Here is a 17,824-nt window from a genome sequence, read left to right as displayed (position 1 = left end):
CTTCGTGGGGGCTGGTCGCGCAGTTCCCCGCGCCCCTGGTGGGGGGGCGCTGCGCGCCTCCCCACCAAACGCCTTTCGGGACCGTCCGCTACTTCCGTGTCGTCTGCCGCAGCTGACGTACCGCCTTGCGGACCGCCGGGTGCCTGCGCAGCGCCTCCGCGCGGACCGGGCTGCCGCCGGGGAGGCGCAGGCTGGTGAGGCGGCGGCGTTTGAAGTAGCGCTGGTACTGGGCCAGGTTGGCGCCGAGCCAGGCGGTGACCTCGTCGCGCAGGGCGTGGTGCTTGCGGGACTGCATGCAGAAGCCGACGCTGCGCACCAGCGGGGCCAGGGCCTCGGCCATCCCGGCGAGTTCGAGCGGGGAGCCCAGCTCGGCGTTCTCGGCGTCGGGCAGGGCCGCGTCGATGATGGTCAGCGGGATGCGGTTGCTGTTCTCGTACGGCGTGATGCGTTCGAGGAGCAGCTCGGTGCCGACGCGGGCGACGGGGATCCCGTAGAAGGCGGCGGCGGTCATGAGTGCCGTGGAGAAGCAGCCGACGACGAGCTTCGGCTTGAGGTAGGCGAAGACGGTCTCGGCGAGGACGGGCTCGCCCAGCACCGTGAGCCGGACGTCGAGTTCCTTCGCGACCGCCTCCAGGGACTCGTTGAAGACGGCGGGCGCGCTCGGGTGCGGCTTGAACAGGACGTCACGGTGACCGGCCCGGGCCGCGGCACGCAGGAAGCGGATGTGGAGCTGCTCCTCCTCGTCCTGGGTGATCAGGTCGATGGCCGAGAGGTACTGGCCGAGGAGGACGGCGGTGGGCGGGTTGTCCGCCGGAAGGCGCTCGGCGAGGATGCCGGCGCCGGACTCGCCGATCTGGGCGAGGACGTCGACGATCGCGTCGTTCGGGACGGCCTCGGGCGGTACGCCGTACTCGGCCAGGAGCATGGGCTCCAGGCCCGGCACCAGGTCCAGGTGGAGGACGCGCTTGATGCGGCTGCTCATGCCGTGCGGGATGCGGTTGCGGGTGGGGCCGTAGCTCATCAGGCCGTCCGCGTACACATGGATCGGGCTGTCCGCGAAGATGTCGGCGACCGCGCGGGAGGGGTTGGCCTGGATGGACTCACAGGCGATCTCGACGGGCTCGTCGCCCAGGTTCCAGGCGAGGCGTACGGCCTTCTCCCACAGCAGGGTGTCCTGGCCGCGCGGCGACCAGCCGGCCGGGTGGTGCGGGGAGATGAAGTCGTTCCAGGAGCGCACCTCGTCGAACTCGGGGCGCAGCTTCTCGAACCCCGCCATCCGGTCCAGCGGGGTGCCGACCTCGGGGATCGCGGCGGTGTTGCTGACGACGAGGATGCGGCGGACGCCCTCGCGGGGGCCGAACTGGCCGGCCCGTATGGCGGCGGTGACGGTCGCGGCCGCGTACTGCGTGGCCGAGAAGAAGATCTGGATCATGCCGCCACTCCCTTCATGCCGCCCCGTATCCGGCGCAGCATGTACACGCGCTCCTCGCCCATCCCGACGAGAGCCTCTTCCAGTTCCTCCTCCGACATCCTGCCCAGCGCCTCGGCGGCCATCTGCTTCAGTCTGGCCGCGATGCTGCGTTCGAACCGGCCGCGGCTGAGCAGCTGGTGGGCGATGACGACGCAGTAGTTGCGCAGCGCCTTCTTGCGCAGGCGGCCCACCTCGGGGTCGTCGGCGAGCTCGGCGAGGACGAGGTCGAAGGAGCGGAAGAAGTCCAGCTGCCGGACGTCACCGATCTGGGTCAGCGAGCTGGCCACGCCCCGGCGGTAGAAAACGCCGCGCAGGCTGGCGACGGCGTAGGAGTCGGCCCTGCGGTGCAGGTCCCAGATCCAGGGGCGGTCCTCGGCGGTCTTCAGTCCGTCGTGGAAGCGCAGCATGCCCTTGTCCAGGAGGCGGCGGTGGTAGATGCCGGCCCAGGCGTAGGGGTAGTCGACCATGGTGGTGTCGTCGACCGGCAGGATCGAGGTGCGCGGGTCGAGCGGGGTGTGCCGGCGTCCCTCGGGGGCGCGGTGCACGGCCCGTTCGATGCCCGTCACCTGGACGTGGTCGGTGCGTACGAAGTCGACGTCGAACCGTTCGACGGCGTCGACCAGATCCGCGAGATAGCCGGGGGCAAGCCAGTCGTCGCCGTCGAGGAAGGTGAGGTAGCGGCCTTCCGAGGCGTCGATCCCGGTGTTGCGCGCGGTGGCCAGGCCGCCGTTCTGCTCGTGCCGTATCACCCGGCTGTTCCTGAGTCTCTTCGTCAGCGTCAGCAGCGCTTCGTACGTCTTGTCCTTCGTGGACCGGTCCTCGACGAAGATGAACTCGAAGTCGTCCCGTTCGTTGTTGACCAGGCTGGTCACGGTCTCGGGGACATAGGACTCGATGTTGTAGCACGGGACGATCACGGACAGTGTCGGGGGGCGGTTGGTCACGCGTACACCTGGGCTCTCTCCGGACGGGATCCCTGCGACCGTAGGAGATGTTCGACGCCGGATCTCAACTCCCTGCCAACTTCCAGGTGAACGAAAAGTAACCGGACGGCGCCCCCTTTCCCGCGTCCATGTGCCCGCCACCAACAGCGCTTACCATCCCCGCTCGGGTGTTCGATACGACTCGACAGAACCCGGGGGGAATGTATGTGTACGACCGTTTTCCACAGAGACCATCGCGACCATCCGATGCGGGGCACCGACCCGGACCCGGAACCCTGCCGGGCCACGGCCCGGGCACTCGACCTCGGCCCGGTGCAGATCGTCGAGCTGACCTGCCCGCCGTCCCTCGTACCGCGCACCCCGGCGATGATCCGGCAGACGGACCCGGAACTGTGCTCGGTCGTCTTCCCGCGCCGGGGCGCGCTTGTGGTGGCCCAGGCCGGGCGCGAGGCCCTGCTGGGCGAGCGTGATCTCGCGTTCTACGACAGCTCGCGTCCGTTCAGCCTGCGGACGGCCGGTCCGGGGACGGTCACGCTGGTGCGCACACATGTGCCGCGTACCCTGCTGCCCCTGTCCGCCCGGCACACCGACCGGCTGCTCGGAACCCGGTTACCTGGCCAGGAGGGCATGGGTGCGCTGCTCACGCACTTCCTCGGGGACCTGGCCGCCGACGGCACCCCCCGTACGACCGCCGACGTCGACCGGCTGAGCACGGTGACCCTGGACCTGCTCGCCGCGACGCTCGCCCACCATCTGGACACCGGCCCGCGGCTGCCGGAGGAGTCCCGTCGAAGAACCCTGCTGCTGAGCATCGAGGCGTTCGTCCGGGACCAGCTGTCCGACCCGGACCTCTCACCCCGGGACATCGCGGCCGCCCACCACATCTCCGTCAGCTATCTGCACCGTCTCTTCCGGAGCCGGGACACCACCGTCACCGAGCTGATCCGCCGCCGACGCCTGGAGCGGGCCCGGCGTGCGCTCGCCGACCCGCGGCTGCGGGACACTCCGGTGAACCGCATCGCGGCCGACTGCGGATTCCGGGAGCACTCGGCCTTCACGCGGGCCTTCAACGCCGCGTACGGCATGCCGCCACGGGACTGGCGCCACCAGGCCCTCCGGGCGCCCCGCGGCTGAGGGCCGGGACACCATGGGAGGACTCACCCGGGTCCACGGCCACCACCCCGCCTCCGTCCGGCAACACGTACGGCTCGTCGAATACGGTGCGGCATCGGTGTGGTCCGTGACCTGTCCGCCGCAGTTCCCACGGGCCCTGGCCCCCGTCCGACGGACGGCCACCCGCCGCCTCCACCTGGTCCTGCTGCTGCACGGCGAGGCGACGATCCTCCACGAGGGCCGCGAGACCGTCCTGGGCGCGGGCGACTTCTACTGCGACGACCGCGTACGACCGCTCCAGCTGCGCGGCGGCCCGATCAGCGCCGTCGGTATCGCGCTCCCCGAGGCGCTGCTTCCGCTGCCGCCGGACGAGGCGGACCGGATGGTGGGGCGCCGTATCGCCGGCCGCGCGGGCGCCCTGCTGGCCCGTCTGCTCACACGGCTGACGGAGGACACCGGCACCTTTCAGCCCTCGGACGGACCGCGCCTCGGGACGGTCCTGGGCAACATGGTGGCGGCACTGCTGTCCCACTCCCCCGACGCCGACGCCGACAGCAGCGCCAGCACCGACACCGGTCGTCCCTTGACCATGCGCATCATGGCGTTCACCCAACGCCACCTGTCCGACCCGGAGTTGACCCCTCGTGCCGTCGCCGCCGCGCACGGCATCTCCCTCAGCTATCTGCACCGCCTCTTCGAGGCCGAACGGGAGACCGTCGCCGCGTACATCCGCCGCCGGCGCCTGGAACGCGCCCGCTTCGACCTCGCCGACCCCGCCCAGGCGGCCACACCGGTTCATGTCATCGCCACACGCTGGGGCTTCGCCCGGGCCACCGACTTCGCCCGGGCCTTCCGGGCGGTGTACGGCATCGCGCCGACGGACTTCCGGCGGCAGGCTTGTGCCCCCGGTGGACGGATTGCCACATAAGTGTGCTCTGAGCGCCAAGACCCCAACAGCCACAGGCGGCAATGCTGTTGATCGCTTCACTCCCGCTCCATCGGTTCACTTCCCGCTCTTCGGAGAGAGGTTCGTGATTTCGTGATGAAGAAGCTGCGACTTGCCACCGTCACCGCGCTGAGCACGCTGGCCGTGGGCGCCGGGATGATCTTCCCGTCGTCCGCACAGGCGGCCACGTACTGGACGTTCGAGAACGGCGCGTGGAACACCTGCCTGACCGCCGGCGACAGCGGGGTGGCGTACCACACGACCTGTCAGGGCTCGAACCGGCAGCAGTGGGACTGGGTCGGCTCCGGTCATGGCCAGTACCTCCAGCTCAAGAACCGGGAAACCGGCAAATGCCTGACGACCGACTTCAAGAACTCCGTCAACGCCGTGTGGACCAGCACCTGTGGCGCCGCCCCTGACCAGTGGTGGTACTACCGGGGCTCCGACCGGGCCCTCTACAACGAGGGCGAGGGCAACGGTTCGAGCGGTTTCCTGCGGACGAGCCCCACCGAGAGGGACGCCGTCTACACCAGCTCGCTCGCCGGATCGCCGGTCGCCGGAAGCTACTTCACGTGGATCGGCAGCCACACGTGACCGCGCCCCTCACCTGACCCCGTACCGCGCCCCGATCCCGGCGATCACCACCGCCAGCCCCTCCTCGAAGTGCCGGTCGTAGTCAGCGAAGATCTCCGCGCCCGCCTGAGCCGACAAGGGATAGTCGGCCATCAGGCGGGCGCGTTCGTCCACGTCGTAGCCCTCGCGGCGCTCCCCCGCCATGGGCTCGACGCCCTGTTCCTCGGTGACGAAACCGAGGGTGTAGAAGTACGTCGTCGAGGTCGCGCGGACCGCGTCGCCGAGGGCGAAACCGGCGGCCGTGAACAGGCGCAGGTTGGCCTCCATCTGCTCGGCGTGCTCGATGCCGGTGAAGCGTGAGCCGCTGAAGACCTTCGCGCCGTCGCGGTAGCCGAGCAGCGCCGCGCGCAGTCCGCGGTTGGACCTGAGCAGCCGCTCCTGCCAGGTGTCCGCGGGATCGAGGGCCGTCCCGGCGACCATCCGGCGGTACATCTCGGTCGCCATCTCGTCGAGCAGCGCCTGTTTGTCCTTGAAGTGCCAGTACAGGGCCGGCGCCTTGACGTCCAGTTCCCGGGCGATGGCGCGCAGGGTCAGCCCGTCCAGGCCGACCTCGTTCAGCAGCTTGAGGGCGGTGTCGGCAACGCGGCCGCGGTCGAGGGGTGCTCGGCGTTCGGTGGTCACGCTTGACAGTTTAACGGCGTTAAGGGCACGCTCGTAGCCGACAGCACTTAACAACGTTAAGGGGGATTGCCCGATGCGTACCGACATGCGCTCCGAGCTGCGTACCGATATGCGTGCCGACGTCGACGTCCTGATCGTCGGCGCGGGCCCGACCGGCCTCGCCCTCGGGATCGACCTGGCCCGGCGCGGGGTGGACGCGCTGGTCGTGGAGCGGGCCGACGGGCTGTTCCCGGGGTCACGCGGCAAGGGCATCCAGCCGCGCACGATGGAGGTCTTCGACGACCTGGGCGTGCTCGACGCGATCCGCGCAGCGGGCGGCAGCTATCCGGTGGGGATGATCTGGCAGGACGGCAAGCGGGTGGGCGAGCACCAGATGTTCGATCCGGCCGAGGCGACGGCGGACTCGCCGTACGCCGCCGAGCCGTGGATGGTGCCGCAGTGGCGGACGCAGGAGATCCTCTTCGCGCGGCTGACCGAGCTGGGCGGGAAGGTCGCGTTCGGCCGGGAGGCCGTCGGGATCACGCAGGACGAGGACGGGGTGACGGTCGGCTTCGCGGCCGGCGAGAGCGTCCGCGCGCGGTACGTCGTCGCGGGCGACGGCGGCCGTTCGGCACTGCGGCGGGCTCTCGGCATCGGCATGACCGGGGAGACCGTCGACCCGAACCCGATCCTGGTGGCGGACGTCCGGATCACGGGCCTGGACCGGGACAACTGGCACATCTTCCCGCCGCGCGGGGAGGACGGCGCCGAGGACGACGGCTACCTCGCCGTCTGTCCGCTCGCGGGGACCGAGGACTTCCAGGTCGTGGCCCAGTTCCCGGAGGGGGCCAGGGTCGACGTCTCACCGGAGGGCATACGCAAGGTGGTCGCCGCGCGCTCCCACCTCGCCCCGGAGGATGTGACGGCGGTCCGCTGGGCCTCGGACTTCCGGCCGCGGGCGGCCCTGGCGGACCGGTTCCGGGACGGGAGGGTGTTCCTCGCGGGGGACGCCGCGCACGTCCACTCACCGGCCGGGGGCCAGGGCCTGAACACGAGCGTCCAGGACGCCTACAACCTGGGCTGGAAGCTGGGCGCGGTCCTGCGGGGCGGGGCCGACGCGGCGCTGCTCGACACGTACGAGGCGGAACGGCGCCCCATCGCCGCCGACATGCTCGGTCTGTCGACCGGCGTCCACCGCGGCGAGGTCCGCCGCGGTGAGGCGACCCGCCAACTCTCCCTGGGCTACCGCGAGTCGACGCTCACGGAGGAGACACGGGCGACCCCGGGTCCGCTGCGGGCGGGTGACCGCGCCCCCGACGGAACCCTGGGCGGCGTACGCCTCTTCGACGCGTTCCGGGGGCCGCACTGGACGCTGGTGGCGGTCGGGGTGGAGGCGCCGGAGCTGCCGGGGCTGCCGGACTCGGTCAATGTGGTCCGGGGAGAGGTGCAGGAGTCGTACAGGACGGGCCTGTTCCTGGTGCGGCCGGACGGCTATGTCGGCTGGGCGGGCGAGACGAGCGACGGGTTGCGGGAGTACGTCGGGCGAGCGGGCCTCTAGTCACGCACGCGGCGCTGTCCCTGGCCCCAGGTCACGCACCGGGCGCCATCCCTGGTCCAGGTCACGCACTGGCCCCTGGTCCCCGGTCACGCACCGGCGAGCGACAGCTTCACCGCGAACCCGAGGAACAGCGCCCCGGCCGCCGAGGTCGCCCCCGCCGACAGTCGCCTGCGCCGCCGGAAGGCACTCGCCAGCTTTGTGCCGCTGAATATCAGCGCGGTCAGGTACAGGAAGCTCGCGAGCTGCGCGAACGCGCCGAGGACGACGAACGACAGCGCCGGGTAGGCGTACCCGGGGTCGACGAACTGCACGAAGAAGGCGACGAAGAACAGGATCGCCTTGGGGTTGAGGAGGCTGATGACGAAGGCGCGGCGGTAGGGCCGCTCGTCGGCGGCACCGGCATCGGCGGCCTCCTCGACGACCGTCTCCCGCCGAGCCCGCCACATCCCCAGGGCGGCTCGCATCATCCCGATCGCCAGCCAGGTCAGATACCCGGCCCCGGCGTACTTCACGATCCCGAACAAAACGGCGTTGGCCTGCAACAGCGAGGCGACTCCGGCCGCCGACAACGTCATCAGCACGGTGTCCCCGCACCACACGCCGGCCGCGGCGGTGTACCCGGCCCGCACACCGCGCCGGGCGGCGACGGACAGCACGTACAGGGAGTTGGGGCCGGGGAGCAGGACGATCAGGACAAGTCCTGCCAAGTAGGTGGGGAGATCGATGACGCCGAGCATGTCGGGAGTGTCGCACGCGGGTACGACAGCCGTCCGACGTGTCTCACGTCCTGGGCCCGGCCCCGGCCCCGGCCGCTTCGGACGACCAGCGGGAAGGGATCCAGATGGCAGACCCCGCCCACGAACTGCCCCTGGGCGAGGTCCAGCCACGGCTTGGGGCGGTCGCCCCGAACCGCATCGGTGAGCAGCTTCACGACGCCGGTGATCGGCTTGGTGGGCAGGACGACCCAGTCGACGTAGCAAGGGACGGTCAGTCGGACCAGCGGGGCCGCCGGCTCCGGGCCGGATTTCCCCCTGAATTCCGTACCGGGCCGCACCCCGAACACGGGCTGCAGGTCCGACGGCTTCTTCTTGTGCTGCGGCTGTGTCCGCGGTAGTTCGGAATTGGGACGGCCGAACTTCTCGATGCCCATGTGCGCCTCCTGGCAACGGGCCGGTGTGCCGGTGTGCCGGACAGAACGCTCCCGGCCGCCGGCCGGTTCCCGGATTTTCCGGGAAATCCCAGTTCAGAAGGCATCCGAGGGCACGTAGGACCCCCACACCTCCCGCAGCGCGTTGCACACCTCGCCCACCGTCGCCCGGGCCCGGAGTGCGTCCTTCATCGGGTACAGGACGTTGTCCTGGCCCTCGGCGGCCTTCGTCAGGGCGGCCAGTGCGGAGTCCACTGCGGCCTGGTCGCGCTCCGCACGGAGTTTCGCGAGCCGTTGCGCCTGCTGGGCCTCGATGGCGGGGTCGACGCGGAGGGGTTCGTACGGTTCCTCCTCATCGAGCTGGAAGCGGTTGACGCCGACCACGACCCGCTCGCCGGCATCCGTCTCCTGCGCGATCCGGTAGGCGCTGTGTTCGATCTCGTTCTTCTGGAAGCCGTGTTCGATGGCCGCAACGGCTCCACCGAGGTCCTCGACTCTCCGCATCAGATCGACCGTCGCGGCCTCGACGTCGTCGGTCATCCTCTCGATGACATACGAGCCCGCGAAGGGGTCGACCGTCGCCGTCACGTCCGTCTCGTAGGCCAGCACCTGCTGGGTGCGCAGGGCCAGGCGGGCCGACTTGTCCGTCGGGAGCGCGATGGCCTCGTCGAAGGAGTTGGTGTGGAGGGACTGGGTGCCGCCGAGGACCGCCGCCAGGCCCTGGACGGCGACCCGCACGAGGTTCACCTCGGGCTGCTGGGCCGTCAGCTGCACACCCGCCGTCTGGGTGTGGAAGCGCAGCATCAGGGACTTGGGGTTCCGCGCGCCGAACTCGTCCCGCATCACGCGGGCCCAGATCCTGCGCGCCGCGCGGAACTTGGCGACCTCCTCCAGGATCGTCGTACGGGCGACGAAGAAGAACGACAGGCGGGGTGCGAAGTCGTCGACGTCCATGCCGGCGGCGACCGCCGTGCGGACGTACTCGATGCCGTCCGCCAGGGTGAACGCGATCTCCTGCGCGGGGCTCGCGCCCGCTTCGGCCATGTGGTAGCCGGAGATCGAGATGGTGTTCCACTTCGGGATCTCGGCCCTGCAGTACTTGAAGATGTCGGCGGTCAGACGGAGGGAGGGCTTGGGCGGGAAGATGTACGTGCCGCGCGCGATGTACTCCTTGAGCACGTCGTTCTGGATCGTGCCGGTCAGCCGGTCCGCCGGGACTCCCTGTTCCTCCGCCACCAGTTGGTACAGCAGGAGCAGCAGCGCGGCCGGGGCGTTGATCGTCATCGACGTCGACACCTGGTCCAGCGGGATCCCGCCGAACAGCACCCGCATGTCGTCGATCGAGTCGATCGCCACGCCCACCTTGCCGACCTCGCCGTGCGCGATCGGGGCGTCGGAGTCGTGGCCCATCTGGGTGGGCAGGTCGAAGGCGACCGACAGGCCCGTCGTGCCGTGCGCGATCAGGTCGCGGTAACGGGCGTTCGACTCCCGCGCCGTGCCGAAGCCCGCGTACTGGCGCATCGTCCAGGGACGGCCGGTGTACATCGTGGGGTAAACGCCCCGGGTGAAGGGGTACGAGCCGGGTTCGCCCAGCTTCTCGGCCGCGTCCCAGCCGGTCAGCGCGTCCGGTCCGTAGACCGGCTCGATGGGCAGTCCGGACTCCGACTCGCGCGCCATGGTGCCGCCTCCCGCGTCGGGACCCCCGCTCACCGGGTCGTCCCCTGAGTTCAACCATGCCGCGTAGTTCGCGACCGGTCACGCGCGGGGAACATCTCAGGTGACATCGGGGTGGTCGGTGTGAGACGCCGGGGGTCGGGATGCGTACCAAAAGCATGGGGATGGGAAGCAGGAACGCCGTACTCGCCGCGGGCGCCGCGCTCACCGTGCTGCTGAGCGGCTGCACGGTGCAGGCCTCCGGCAAGGAGCGGCACTCGCCGATCCGGATAGAGCTGCCGGACCGCAGCCCGTCCCCGAAGTCCTCCCCGCCCGGCGACGACAAGCCGGGCACCACGCCCCCGGCCGCGGCATCCGCCGTGCTCTGGCAGCGGGGCGACACCGGCCGTGACGTACGCGAGCTCCAGGCCCGCCTCCGGCAGGTCGCCTGGCTCTTCGACGGGCCCACCGGGACGTACGACGACCTGACCGAGCAGGCGGTCAGGGGCTTCCAGGGCAAGCGCGGGCTACCGAAGACGGGGAGGACCGACGAGGCCACCTGGCAGCGGCTGCTGAAGATGACGCGTGAACCCGGCAAATGGGACCTGTACCTGATGGGCGGGCAGCCGGCCGACGAGCCGGACGCGCGGTGCCTGACCGGCCGGGTGCTGTGCATCAGCAAGTCGAGCCGGACGCTGCGCTGGATGGTCGACGGGCGGACGGTCCTGACGGCGCCGGTGCGCTTCGGGGCGGAGTACACCCCGACTCGGGAGGGTGTGTTCAGCATCTACTGGAAGTCCCGGCACCATGTGTCGACGCTCTATGACTCGCCCATGCCGTACGCGATGTTCTTCAGCGGCGGCCAGGCGGTGCACTACTCGTCCGACTTCGCGGCCAGGGGGTACGCGGGCGCCTCGCACGGCTGCGTCAACGTGGCGGACGAGCGGGCGATCTCGGAGATGTTCGCCCAGGTGCGGGACGGCGACAAGGTCGTCGTCCACTGGTGAGGCACGGGGCACTGAAGAGATGGGGCGCGGGCGGGACCGGGGGAACGTGTCCCGCCCGCGCCGATGCACGAGCCGCAGGTACGGGGGGAACCCCGGCTCTGTGCGACGGCCGATGACCAGTCGGCTCACTCTCATCAGCGCCGGTGGAGCCGAAAACGTCACTCCCGATGCGAAGATTTTTCAACGAGTTACAAAACCGCAGGTCAGAGGCTTGTTACGAGAATGACCGCGTCGGCCCGTCAACCCGACCCGCTGCACCGAGCCACGACGACGTCCGCGGGATGCCCCGCTCAGAGCGCGCTGTACGACGGCTTCGGCACCAGGGGCGTACGCAGCTGGACGTGGCCCGGCAGGAGGCGGGGCCCGGTCGACGGGGTCCTGGCGGCGCGGACCGTGTGGTGGCCGATGCCGATGCCCTTGAGCCCCTTGCCGATCACCCGGCCGTCGTCGCTGCCCTTGCCCCGGCCCTTGCCGTCGTCCTGGTCGTCGTCGCCCTTGCCCTTGCCCTGCTCGTCGTCCTGACCCTGATCCTGGCCGCCCTGGGCCCGGGTGCTCTCACCAGCGCCGGTCAGGACGCCCTTGCAGTACTTCCACACGCGTGCGGAGCTGCCCGCCGCGCTCTCCAGGGCGCGCCGGCGGTCGCGGGACAGATCCTTGCCGTCGCGTACGTCACGGCAGGCCGGGACGGCCTTCCGCCAGCCGACGGACGGCCCGTCCTGGTCCTCGCCGGCGGCTCCGCGGTCCTTCGCCTCGCCGCCGGGCGCCGCGTCCTGGCTGCTGCCGGGGCCGGTGGGCGCCTTGTCGGTGCCGTCGGGCGTGGGCACGTCCCGCCTGCCGATCTCCGGCGTGGGCGAGAGGAGGGGCCGGTCGGGCGGTACGGCCGCCGAGGCGGTACCGGCGGGACGGCCCGGCTCGTCTCCGCCGAACGGCGTCCGCAGAACTCCGGTTCCGGCCGCGACCGCGACCCCGCCGACCATGCCGACGGCCAGCGCGGCGGCGAGACCCAGCCGCAGGGGACGGCCCCAGCGGGGGCGACGGGCGGCACGCCCGGGGGCGCCGATCCGGACGAGCCCGACATCGGCGGCATCCAAGGCGGGCGAGCCGGAGCGGTGACCGGCTGTAGTGGCAACGTCGTCATGGTTCGCGCGCGCGGCACGGAACGCCGCCAACGCGGCCGCTTCTCCGGGGAGTTCGGCGCTGCTCGGCGCGGGTTCGGCGGTCAGCGCCTCAAGCGTTTTGGCGAGCTGTTCGGCCTCGTCGCGATGGGCCGCCCCGACAGCTTCGAGTGACTCTCCGCTCAGCAAGCGCTCCGCCGTTTCGCGGTCCAGCCACCTGTACTGCTCGTCGGCCATCACACATCCTTCTGCGTCCGCGAACGCAGATGCGTCACACTCGCGGACGTCACCGCACGGTCGCGGGGTGCTCGCTGGGGAGGCAGGGCGTCGAGGACCCCGGCCGATTCCGGATCGTCGCCGAGCAGCTCGGCGAGCCGCTTCAGGCCGCGGTGCGCGGCGGTCCGTACGGCACCCGGCCGTTTGCCGAGGGTCTCCGCGGCCGTCTTGGCGTCGAGGCCCACGACCACGCGCAGGACGACGGCCTCGGCCTGGTCCTGCGGCAGCCGTGCGATGAGGGAGAGGGTGCCGTCGGTGGCGAGGGCCTCCATGGCCTCGCCCGCGGTGTCGGACTCGGCGGCCTTGCCGGTCAGCTCCGTCTCGTCGCCGCCGATCGCGGGGCGGCGGCCGCGCATGCGTATGTGGTCCAGCGCGCGGTTGCGGGCTATTCGGGCGGCCCAGCCGCGGAAGCGGTCCGCGTCCCCGCTGAACCGCTCCAGGTCACGCGCTATCTGCAGCCATGCCTCCGACGCGACGTCCTCGGCGTCGGGATCGCCGACCAGCGTCCGCACGTACCCGAGCAACCGCGGGTGCACGGAGCGGTACACAGTCCGGAACGCGGTCTCGTCTCCGTCCTGTGCCGCAAGCACCGCGGCAGTCAACTCCGCGTCGTCCCCCAGCACTGGATTACCTCAATTGATGGTTGCGGTGCCAAGACCGCAGGTCGTTGCGGTGGTCTTACAGCCTCCGCGTCCGGCGCGAAAGGCACGTTACGGCCTGAAAGCGCTGCTCGTCCATGTCCGTACAACATGCAACTACCTGGGAATCCGCGAAGTGCGCGCCCAGGTGTGACAGAAAACGCAGTCATGGCGCTGTAGAGAGTACGGGCCGCCGCGCGGCCCGTGCCGCGCGACGGCCGGGGCCTCTCCTGTGGGGGGTGGCGGCCCCGGCCGTTGCCTCGGCGCGCGGAATCGCGCCGCACGGCATGTGGGTATCCGTGATCGACATGGCATGTGGGTACGCGTGATCGACCCGGGGCAGCCCCGAGGCGGTCGGTCAGTTCTTCTTCCCGGACTTCTCAGCACTCTCGGTGCTCTCGGCACCCCCGGCGCTCCCGGTACTCCCGGCGCTCCCGCCGGACGCCTTGTCTCCGCCGCCCGCCTCCTGGCCGCTGCCGGTGGCGTCGTTGCCCGTGCTGCCGTTCCCTGTGTCGCCGTTGCCGGTGCTGCCGCCCCCCGTGGCGCCGTTGCCCGTGGTGGCACTGCTCCCGTCGGCCTGCCTGGTCGGCCTGCTCTTCGCCGCCGCCAGCTGCTCGGCGCAGTACGCGGCCACCTTGTCCGCGCCGCCCGCCGCGGCGGTGAGCCGCTGCCAGGCCGTCGCGTCCAGGGCCTGGCCGCTGCCCTTGACCTGGTCGTAGGCGCGGCATCTGGCCTCGGTGTCCTGGGCGGTGGCCGGGTGGCCGTCCCTGCCGGAGGCCCTGCCGGACGTCGCGGAGGAGGGCCCGGTGGCCGGCCGGTCGGGGCCGGTGGCCGACGGGGTGGGCCTGCCCTTGTCGTCGGCGGGGTTGTCCGACGAATCGGACGAGCCGATCGCCGCGAAGGCCACGCCGCCGAGCGTGAGGCTCGCGGCGAACAGGGAGAGAGTGGTCTTCAGCGACAGCGCCAGCCGCCGCCGATTCCGGGGCCGCCAGTCGTCCCGGCGCCGGGTGCGCGCCCGGTGGACCCCGGCGTCCCGGGCGGCCCGGAACGCGGCCACGGCGCGCTGCTCGCCCTCGCTGTCCACGCGGTACCCGCGGAGCACGGCTGCGAAGAGCAGCGCCTCCAGCGCGGCGTCGTCGAACACCACGGCCGGGGCGGACGCGCGGTCGGCGGTGTGACCGGCCTGGTTGCCGGGCCCGGTGCCGAAGGCCACGCCGTCAGGGTGCACGCGCCGACGGCCGGGGGACCCACCGCCGCTCTGCTGTTCACCCATGTCCGTTTCCGTTCCTGTCCGACCTGATTCGTATGGGGGTTGCGTAACGCACGTGTCGTATGTGATCTACGCGACCTGTGTGACAACTGTGGACACACGTGCTCGTAGAGCCAGTACGTCCGACACGGCCTGTACGACTCATCGCACGCCGTCTCGTGTCACCGAGACGCCGATGCGTCGCACTGGCCGACGCCGTCGCCCTCACTGTTCATTTCGATTCCCCCAGCGTCCGGGGGCCGTCATCCGTCACACTTGCGACGCCCAGCTGCTTCGCCAGGCGCTTCAGACCGCGGTACGCGGCCGTCCGCACCGCACCCGGGCGCTTGCCCAGGACGCGTGCCGCGGTGGGCGCGTCGAGTCCGACGACGACCCGGAGCAGCACCGCCTCGGCCTGATCCCGCGGCAGCCCGCCGACCAGGTCCAGGGCCCGTTCCGTGGAGATCGACTCCAGGGCCTGGTCGTGCGTGCTGTGCGGGCCGGGCAGCTCCAGCACGTCCTGCTCCAGCGCCGACGAGCGAGGCCGTACCTTCTGCCTGCGCAGATGGTCCAGCGCCCGGTGCCGGGCGATGGTCGCGCTCCAGCCCCGGAACCCGGCTCCGTCACCCTTGAACCGGCCGAGGTCCCGGGAGATCTCCAGCCAGGCGTCCGACGCCACGTCCTCCGCGTCGTCCCCGACCAGCCCGCGCAGGTACCCGAGCAGTCCCGGCTGCACCAGCCGGTACGCGACGGCGAAGGCGGTCTCGTCACCTTCCTGGGCCCGCGCGACGGCCGCGCCCAATTCCCCGTCGTGCGCGCGCACGCGGCGGGGTTCTCCTCCCTGGCCCAAGAACTGTCCTCGTCCGTACCGGTTCGTGACGAATCCGCACCTTGCGGTACGCCCATCCTGTCGACGTCCCTCCACGCACTTCAGCGCCCGGCTTCACAGAAGTGTCACAGGGCGCGTGTCACAGCCCCTCCGGCAGCACGACGGCTCCCGTGTACGGCCCCGAGGTCCGCTCGGTCACCTCCTGGCCGTAGCGGATGCTCCCCGTCCCGCTCGGGATGCGCAGGACGCACCGGAAGGTGTGCGAGACGACCCGGTACGTCGAGGAGTCGAGGACGAGCGTCTCCTCGGCGCGCTCCACGGTGATCGCGCTCTGAGGTGCCGTGACCCCGGCCGCGCGCAACTGCTTCAGGGTCGGGGCGAGTTCGCGCAGCGCCTTGCGCACGACACCCTGGTCCCGTACGGCGGGCAGCGCGGCGGACGCCGTACGGACGCGCAGCTCGATCCGCCGCCCGGAGGCGCTGTGGGAGACCGCGTCGCCGTAGTCCTCGAAGGCGTCGAGGGCGGCCAGGGGGTCCTCGACCTTGGCCGCGATCTCCGGGTCGGTCACAGGCCCGTGCCGCCAGCCGGCGTCGCCCTCCTTGACGTGACCGACGCCGTCGACGACGTAGACCGCCTCGGACCTGGTCACGCCCTTGCTGGTGCGGATGCGGCCGGTCGAGTGCAGCGCCCACGGCTCGCCGGTCGTGCGGCGCACGGTCGCGGAGTAGGTCGCGCCGCTGGTCCGGCCCTGGAGGACCAGGTCCTCGCCGCCCCGCACGGCGAACCGCCATCCCTTCTGCGCGGCCATCGCCTTCTCTGCCAGTGCGAGGTAGTCCGCGGCGGTCGACGGCTTCGCCGGCTCGGCGGAGGTCTCGGTGGAGGGCGCGGCGGTGGTTCCGGTGGAGCTCTCGGCGGCGGCCCGGCGAGCCGGATCGGCGGGCCGCGTGTCGTCCGCCGCGCAGCCCGTGAGTGCGGCGGAGACGAGAAGGGAGACCGGGAGCAGGGCCGTCACGGCGAGGCGTCCGCTCATGCGACGGCTCTCCGGGCCCGGCCGTGCAGGGTCAGGTAGAAGGTCTGCAGCGACTCGCCGGGGCCGCCGAGTTCGAACCGGTTGTGGACCTTGCCGAGCGGGTTCCAGGCCCGTCCGTCCGGCATGCGCACCCCGACCCGCTGGCCGAAGTAGGCGCACTGGTCGGGGTCGAGGTCCACCCACACCGCCCCGGCGCGACGTACGAGCACCTCACCGACGTAGGCCCCGAGGCCGAGCAGCGGCTCCTGGGCCCGCTCCCGGTCGGCGCCGCCCTTGCGCAGTCCGTCGATCAGGAAGTCGACGATGCGCAGGCTGGCCACCGAGTAGTCCAGCGGCAGCCGGCTGCGGGCGGTGGCACGGGTGACGAAGGTCGCCGCGCAGCGGCGCATCTCCCGGGCGCACGGCGTGCGTTCGTCCACTGTCCTCATGCTCATGGGACCCCCACCCCTTGTCTCGATCGGCGGAAGGCCCTCTTCTGGTCCTCCCGCTGATCAAGCGGGCGTCACCGCATGAACATCACGGGTGGCGCACGTGTTCATTCGCACACAGCGAAGTCACAGGATCCGTACAACCTTTGGATGGCTCGCGCGTCCGCGACACAGACGGTCACGTACAACCATCACCGGTCCCGACGAGTCAGAACCGAGCACGAGGTGGGTCTCAGGGGTGGCATACGATGCGCCCGCCACCCCTCGTAAAATTCTCATAAGAGGATGTACACGTCATGTCTATCCGCAGTCCATTCCGCCCCCTTGGCGGCATATCCGCCGTCGTCGCCCTGCTCGCGGTCGGCGCCGTGGGGTGCTCGGACATCTCGGATGCCGTCGACAGCGCCAAGGACGGCGCGAAGAAGGTGGCCCGCCAGCGGTCGGTGTTCTCGCTGGACATCGGGGACTGCTACAACCCGAACGGGGCGGCCGAGGGCGAGGCGGTCGCCGTCGAGGTCGTGCCCTGCGAGGAGGCCCACGAGGCCCAGGTCGTCGGCGAGTTCTCGGTCGACGAGGTGAAGACGTACCCCGGCGACGACGGCGTCTCGGCGATCGCCGACAAGCGCTGCCCGGTCGAGGCGGGGAAGTTCGCCCCGGACACCTGGGCGCTCCCCAAGGGGGTCGCGGTCTTCTACTACACCCCGACCAAGGAGAGCTGGGCGACCGGTGACCGCGCCGTGAGCTGCACCTACACCAAGGAATCGGGCACGATCACCGGCTCGTTGAAGCCCGGCTCCCTCAAGCCCGAGCAGACCACGTTCCTGAACGGTTCGAACGCTGTCTACGACGCCCTGTGGGCGAACCAGTCCGAGAAGGACACCGTCGAGGACGACCTGCCCGGCTACAAGGCGCAGGCCAAGGCCGTCGCGGCGGCCCTCGACGCCCACCTCAAGGGCCTCAAGGACGTCAAGGGCGCGGAGGTCGCCAAGCTCCGCGCGTCGCTGACGAAGACGGCCGCGCACTGGAAGACGGCCGCCGACGCCGCCGACGCCGACGCGTTCTACATCGCCTACGACGCCGCCTTCACCGGCATCGACCCGAACAAGACGGTCGCCGCCCGCAAGGAGCTGGGCCTGGCCACCACGGTCCCGGCCGACGAGGCCGAGGTCTGGGCGAGCTGACACCCG

Annotated in this window: 18 protein-coding genes; 6 read left to right on the top strand and 12 right to left on the bottom strand. The window is 71.2% G+C overall.

The window, feature by feature from the left end; translation table 11 throughout:
* Window positions 1–88 precede the first annotated feature (88 nt).
* Both POF73_RS03195 and POF73_RS03190 read right to left on the bottom strand, forming a co-directional pair.
* The gene (locus tag POF73_RS03195; protein ID WP_272112854.1) at window positions 89–1,432 is read right to left on the bottom strand and encodes an alpha-2,8-polysialyltransferase family protein; all 1,344 of its coding nucleotides are present in this window, start codon (window positions 1,430–1,432) and stop codon (window positions 89–91) included.
* Window positions 1,429–2,415, bottom strand: a complete 987-nt coding sequence (locus POF73_RS03190) for a glycosyltransferase family 2 protein (RefSeq protein ID WP_272112853.1) — start codon at window positions 2,413–2,415, stop codon at window positions 1,429–1,431. Before POF73_RS03190 ends, POF73_RS03195 begins: the two co-directional genes overlap by 4 nt.
* Before the next feature lie 246 nt (window positions 2,416–2,661).
* Here POF73_RS03190 and POF73_RS03185 point away from each other — a divergent pair, with 246 nt between their 5' ends.
* The 3 genes from POF73_RS03185 (at window position 2,662) to POF73_RS03175 (ending at window position 5,068) form a co-directional block, all read left to right on the top strand.
* Entirely contained in the window at window positions 2,662–3,549 is an 888-nt protein-coding gene (locus tag POF73_RS03185) for a helix-turn-helix domain-containing protein (RefSeq protein ID WP_272112852.1), read from the top strand.
* A 13-nt stretch (window positions 3,550–3,562) separates the two neighbouring features.
* A complete protein-coding gene (locus POF73_RS03180; RefSeq protein ID WP_272112851.1) occupies window positions 3,563–4,456 on the top strand; it encodes a helix-turn-helix domain-containing protein in 894 nt (297 codons plus the stop codon).
* 114 nt (window positions 4,457–4,570) lie between these two features.
* Complete coding sequence (locus tag POF73_RS03175) at window positions 4,571–5,068, top strand: RICIN domain-containing protein (RefSeq protein WP_272112849.1); 498 nt, start codon at window positions 4,571–4,573, stop codon at window positions 5,066–5,068.
* Window positions 5,069–5,077: 9 nt separating this feature from the next.
* Here POF73_RS03175 and POF73_RS03170 read toward each other — a convergent pair whose 3' ends face one another.
* A complete protein-coding gene (locus tag POF73_RS03170; RefSeq protein ID WP_272112848.1) occupies window positions 5,078–5,728 on the bottom strand; it encodes a TetR/AcrR family transcriptional regulator C-terminal domain-containing protein in 651 nt (216 codons plus the stop codon).
* Between the two features lie 73 nt (window positions 5,729–5,801).
* On the opposite strand from POF73_RS03170, the gene POF73_RS03165 reads away from it, so the two are divergent.
* Window positions 5,802–7,265, top strand: a complete 1,464-nt coding sequence (locus POF73_RS03165) for an FAD-dependent oxidoreductase (RefSeq protein WP_272112847.1) — start codon at window positions 5,802–5,804, stop codon at window positions 7,263–7,265.
* A gap of 86 nt (window positions 7,266–7,351) precedes the next feature.
* Here the strand turns inward: POF73_RS03165 and leuE are convergent, their stop codons facing one another.
* The 3 genes from leuE to POF73_RS03150 form a co-directional block, all read right to left on the bottom strand.
* Window positions 7,352–8,002, bottom strand: a complete 651-nt coding sequence (gene leuE, locus POF73_RS03160; RefSeq protein ID WP_272112846.1) for a leucine efflux protein LeuE — start codon at window positions 8,000–8,002, stop codon at window positions 7,352–7,354.
* Window positions 7,954–8,415 (bottom strand): hypothetical protein, encoded by a 462-nt coding sequence (locus tag POF73_RS03155; RefSeq protein WP_272112845.1) that lies wholly within the window; start codon window positions 8,413–8,415, stop codon window positions 7,954–7,956. Before POF73_RS03155 ends, leuE begins: the two co-directional genes overlap by 49 nt.
* Window positions 8,416–8,508: 93 nt before the next feature.
* Window positions 8,509–10,089, bottom strand: coding sequence for an acyl-CoA mutase large subunit family protein (locus POF73_RS03150; protein WP_272112842.1), 1,581 nt, complete (start codon window positions 10,087–10,089; stop codon window positions 8,509–8,511).
* 161 nt (window positions 10,090–10,250) lie between these two features.
* Between POF73_RS03150 and POF73_RS03145 the strand changes: the two genes are divergently transcribed.
* Window positions 10,251–11,072, top strand: a complete 822-nt coding sequence (locus POF73_RS03145) for a L,D-transpeptidase family protein (protein ID WP_272112841.1) — start codon at window positions 10,251–10,253, stop codon at window positions 11,070–11,072.
* A gap of 290 nt (window positions 11,073–11,362) precedes the next feature.
* Here POF73_RS03145 and POF73_RS03140 read toward each other — a convergent pair whose 3' ends face one another.
* The 6 genes from POF73_RS03140 to POF73_RS03115 all read right to left on the bottom strand — a co-directional run bounded on the left by POF73_RS03140 (window position 11,363) and on the right by POF73_RS03115 (window position 16,637).
* Window positions 11,363–12,424 (bottom strand): hypothetical protein, encoded by a 1,062-nt coding sequence (locus POF73_RS03140; protein ID WP_272112840.1) that lies wholly within the window; start codon window positions 12,422–12,424, stop codon window positions 11,363–11,365.
* Window positions 12,424–13,086 carry an RNA polymerase sigma factor gene (locus POF73_RS03135; RefSeq protein WP_272112839.1) on the bottom strand — a complete coding sequence of 221 codons (663 nt, stop codon included), beginning with the start codon at window positions 13,084–13,086 and terminating at the stop codon, window positions 12,424–12,426. Before POF73_RS03135 ends, POF73_RS03140 begins: the two co-directional genes overlap by 1 nt.
* A gap of 373 nt (window positions 13,087–13,459) precedes the next feature.
* Window positions 13,460–14,374, bottom strand: a complete 915-nt coding sequence (locus POF73_RS03130; RefSeq protein WP_272112838.1) for a hypothetical protein — start codon at window positions 14,372–14,374, stop codon at window positions 13,460–13,462.
* 208 nt (window positions 14,375–14,582) lie between these two features.
* Complete coding sequence (locus POF73_RS03125) at window positions 14,583–15,200, bottom strand: RNA polymerase sigma factor (RefSeq protein ID WP_272112837.1); 618 nt, start codon at window positions 15,198–15,200, stop codon at window positions 14,583–14,585.
* Window positions 15,201–15,318: 118 nt separating this feature from the next.
* The gene (locus POF73_RS03120) at window positions 15,319–16,209 is read right to left on the bottom strand and encodes a hypothetical protein (RefSeq protein WP_272112836.1); all 891 of its coding nucleotides are present in this window, start codon (window positions 16,207–16,209) and stop codon (window positions 15,319–15,321) included.
* Window positions 16,206–16,637, bottom strand: a complete 432-nt coding sequence (locus POF73_RS03115) for a hypothetical protein (protein ID WP_272112913.1) — start codon at window positions 16,635–16,637, stop codon at window positions 16,206–16,208. The genes POF73_RS03120 and POF73_RS03115 overlap by 4 nt, the downstream gene beginning before the upstream one ends.
* 296 nt (window positions 16,638–16,933) lie before the next feature.
* Here POF73_RS03115 and POF73_RS03110 point away from each other — a divergent pair, with 296 nt between their 5' ends.
* Window positions 16,934–17,818 carry a septum formation family protein gene (locus tag POF73_RS03110; protein ID WP_272112835.1) on the top strand — a complete coding sequence of 295 codons (885 nt, stop codon included), beginning with the start codon at window positions 16,934–16,936 and terminating at the stop codon, window positions 17,816–17,818.
* Window positions 17,819–17,824 lie beyond the last annotated feature (6 nt).

The sequence above is a fragment of the Streptomyces sp. HD genome, from assembly GCF_028369295.1.
Classification (GTDB): Bacteria; Actinomycetota; Actinomycetes; order Streptomycetales; family Streptomycetaceae; genus Streptomyces.
The sequence above is the reverse complement of the archived record's forward strand: the minus strand, read 5'-3'. Positions and strand labels throughout refer to the sequence as shown.

Bases quoted from the DNA above. Each gene is read 5' to 3' on its own strand.
- leuE (WP_272112846.1), bottom strand. From the start codon at position 8,002: ATGCTCGGCGTCATCGATCTCCCCACCTACTTGGCAGGACTTGTCCTG.
- POF73_RS03155 (WP_272112845.1), bottom strand. From the start codon at position 8,415: ATGGGCATCGAGAAGTTCGGCCGTCCCAATTCCGAACTACCGCGGACA.
- POF73_RS03140 (WP_272112840.1), bottom strand. From the start codon at position 12,424: ATGGCCGACGAGCAGTACAGGTGGCTGGACCGCGAAACGGCGGAGCGC.
- POF73_RS03110 (WP_272112835.1), top strand. From the start codon at position 16,934: ATGTCTATCCGCAGTCCATTCCGCCCCCTTGGCGGCATATCCGCCGTC.
- POF73_RS03175 (WP_272112849.1), top strand. From the start codon at position 4,571: ATGAAGAAGCTGCGACTTGCCACCGTCACCGCGCTGAGCACGCTGGCC.
- POF73_RS03130 (WP_272112838.1), bottom strand. From the start codon at position 14,374: ATGGGTGAACAGCAGAGCGGCGGTGGGTCCCCCGGCCGTCGGCGCGTG.
- POF73_RS03145 (WP_272112841.1), top strand. From the start codon at position 10,251: ATGGGAAGCAGGAACGCCGTACTCGCCGCGGGCGCCGCGCTCACCGTG.
- POF73_RS03165 (WP_272112847.1), top strand. From the start codon at position 5,802: ATGCGTACCGACATGCGCTCCGAGCTGCGTACCGATATGCGTGCCGAC.
- POF73_RS03180 (WP_272112851.1), top strand. From the start codon at position 3,563: ATGGGAGGACTCACCCGGGTCCACGGCCACCACCCCGCCTCCGTCCGG.
- POF73_RS03195 (WP_272112854.1), bottom strand. From the start codon at position 1,432: ATGATCCAGATCTTCTTCTCGGCCACGCAGTACGCGGCCGCGACCGTC.
- POF73_RS03185 (WP_272112852.1), top strand. From the start codon at position 2,662: ATGCGGGGCACCGACCCGGACCCGGAACCCTGCCGGGCCACGGCCCGG.
- POF73_RS03120 (WP_272112836.1), bottom strand. From the start codon at position 16,209: ATGAGCGGACGCCTCGCCGTGACGGCCCTGCTCCCGGTCTCCCTTCTC.
- POF73_RS03150 (WP_272112842.1), bottom strand. From the start codon at position 10,089: ATGGCGCGCGAGTCGGAGTCCGGACTGCCCATCGAGCCGGTCTACGGA.
- POF73_RS03115 (WP_272112913.1), bottom strand. From the start codon at position 16,637: ATGAGGACAGTGGACGAACGCACGCCGTGCGCCCGGGAGATGCGCCGC.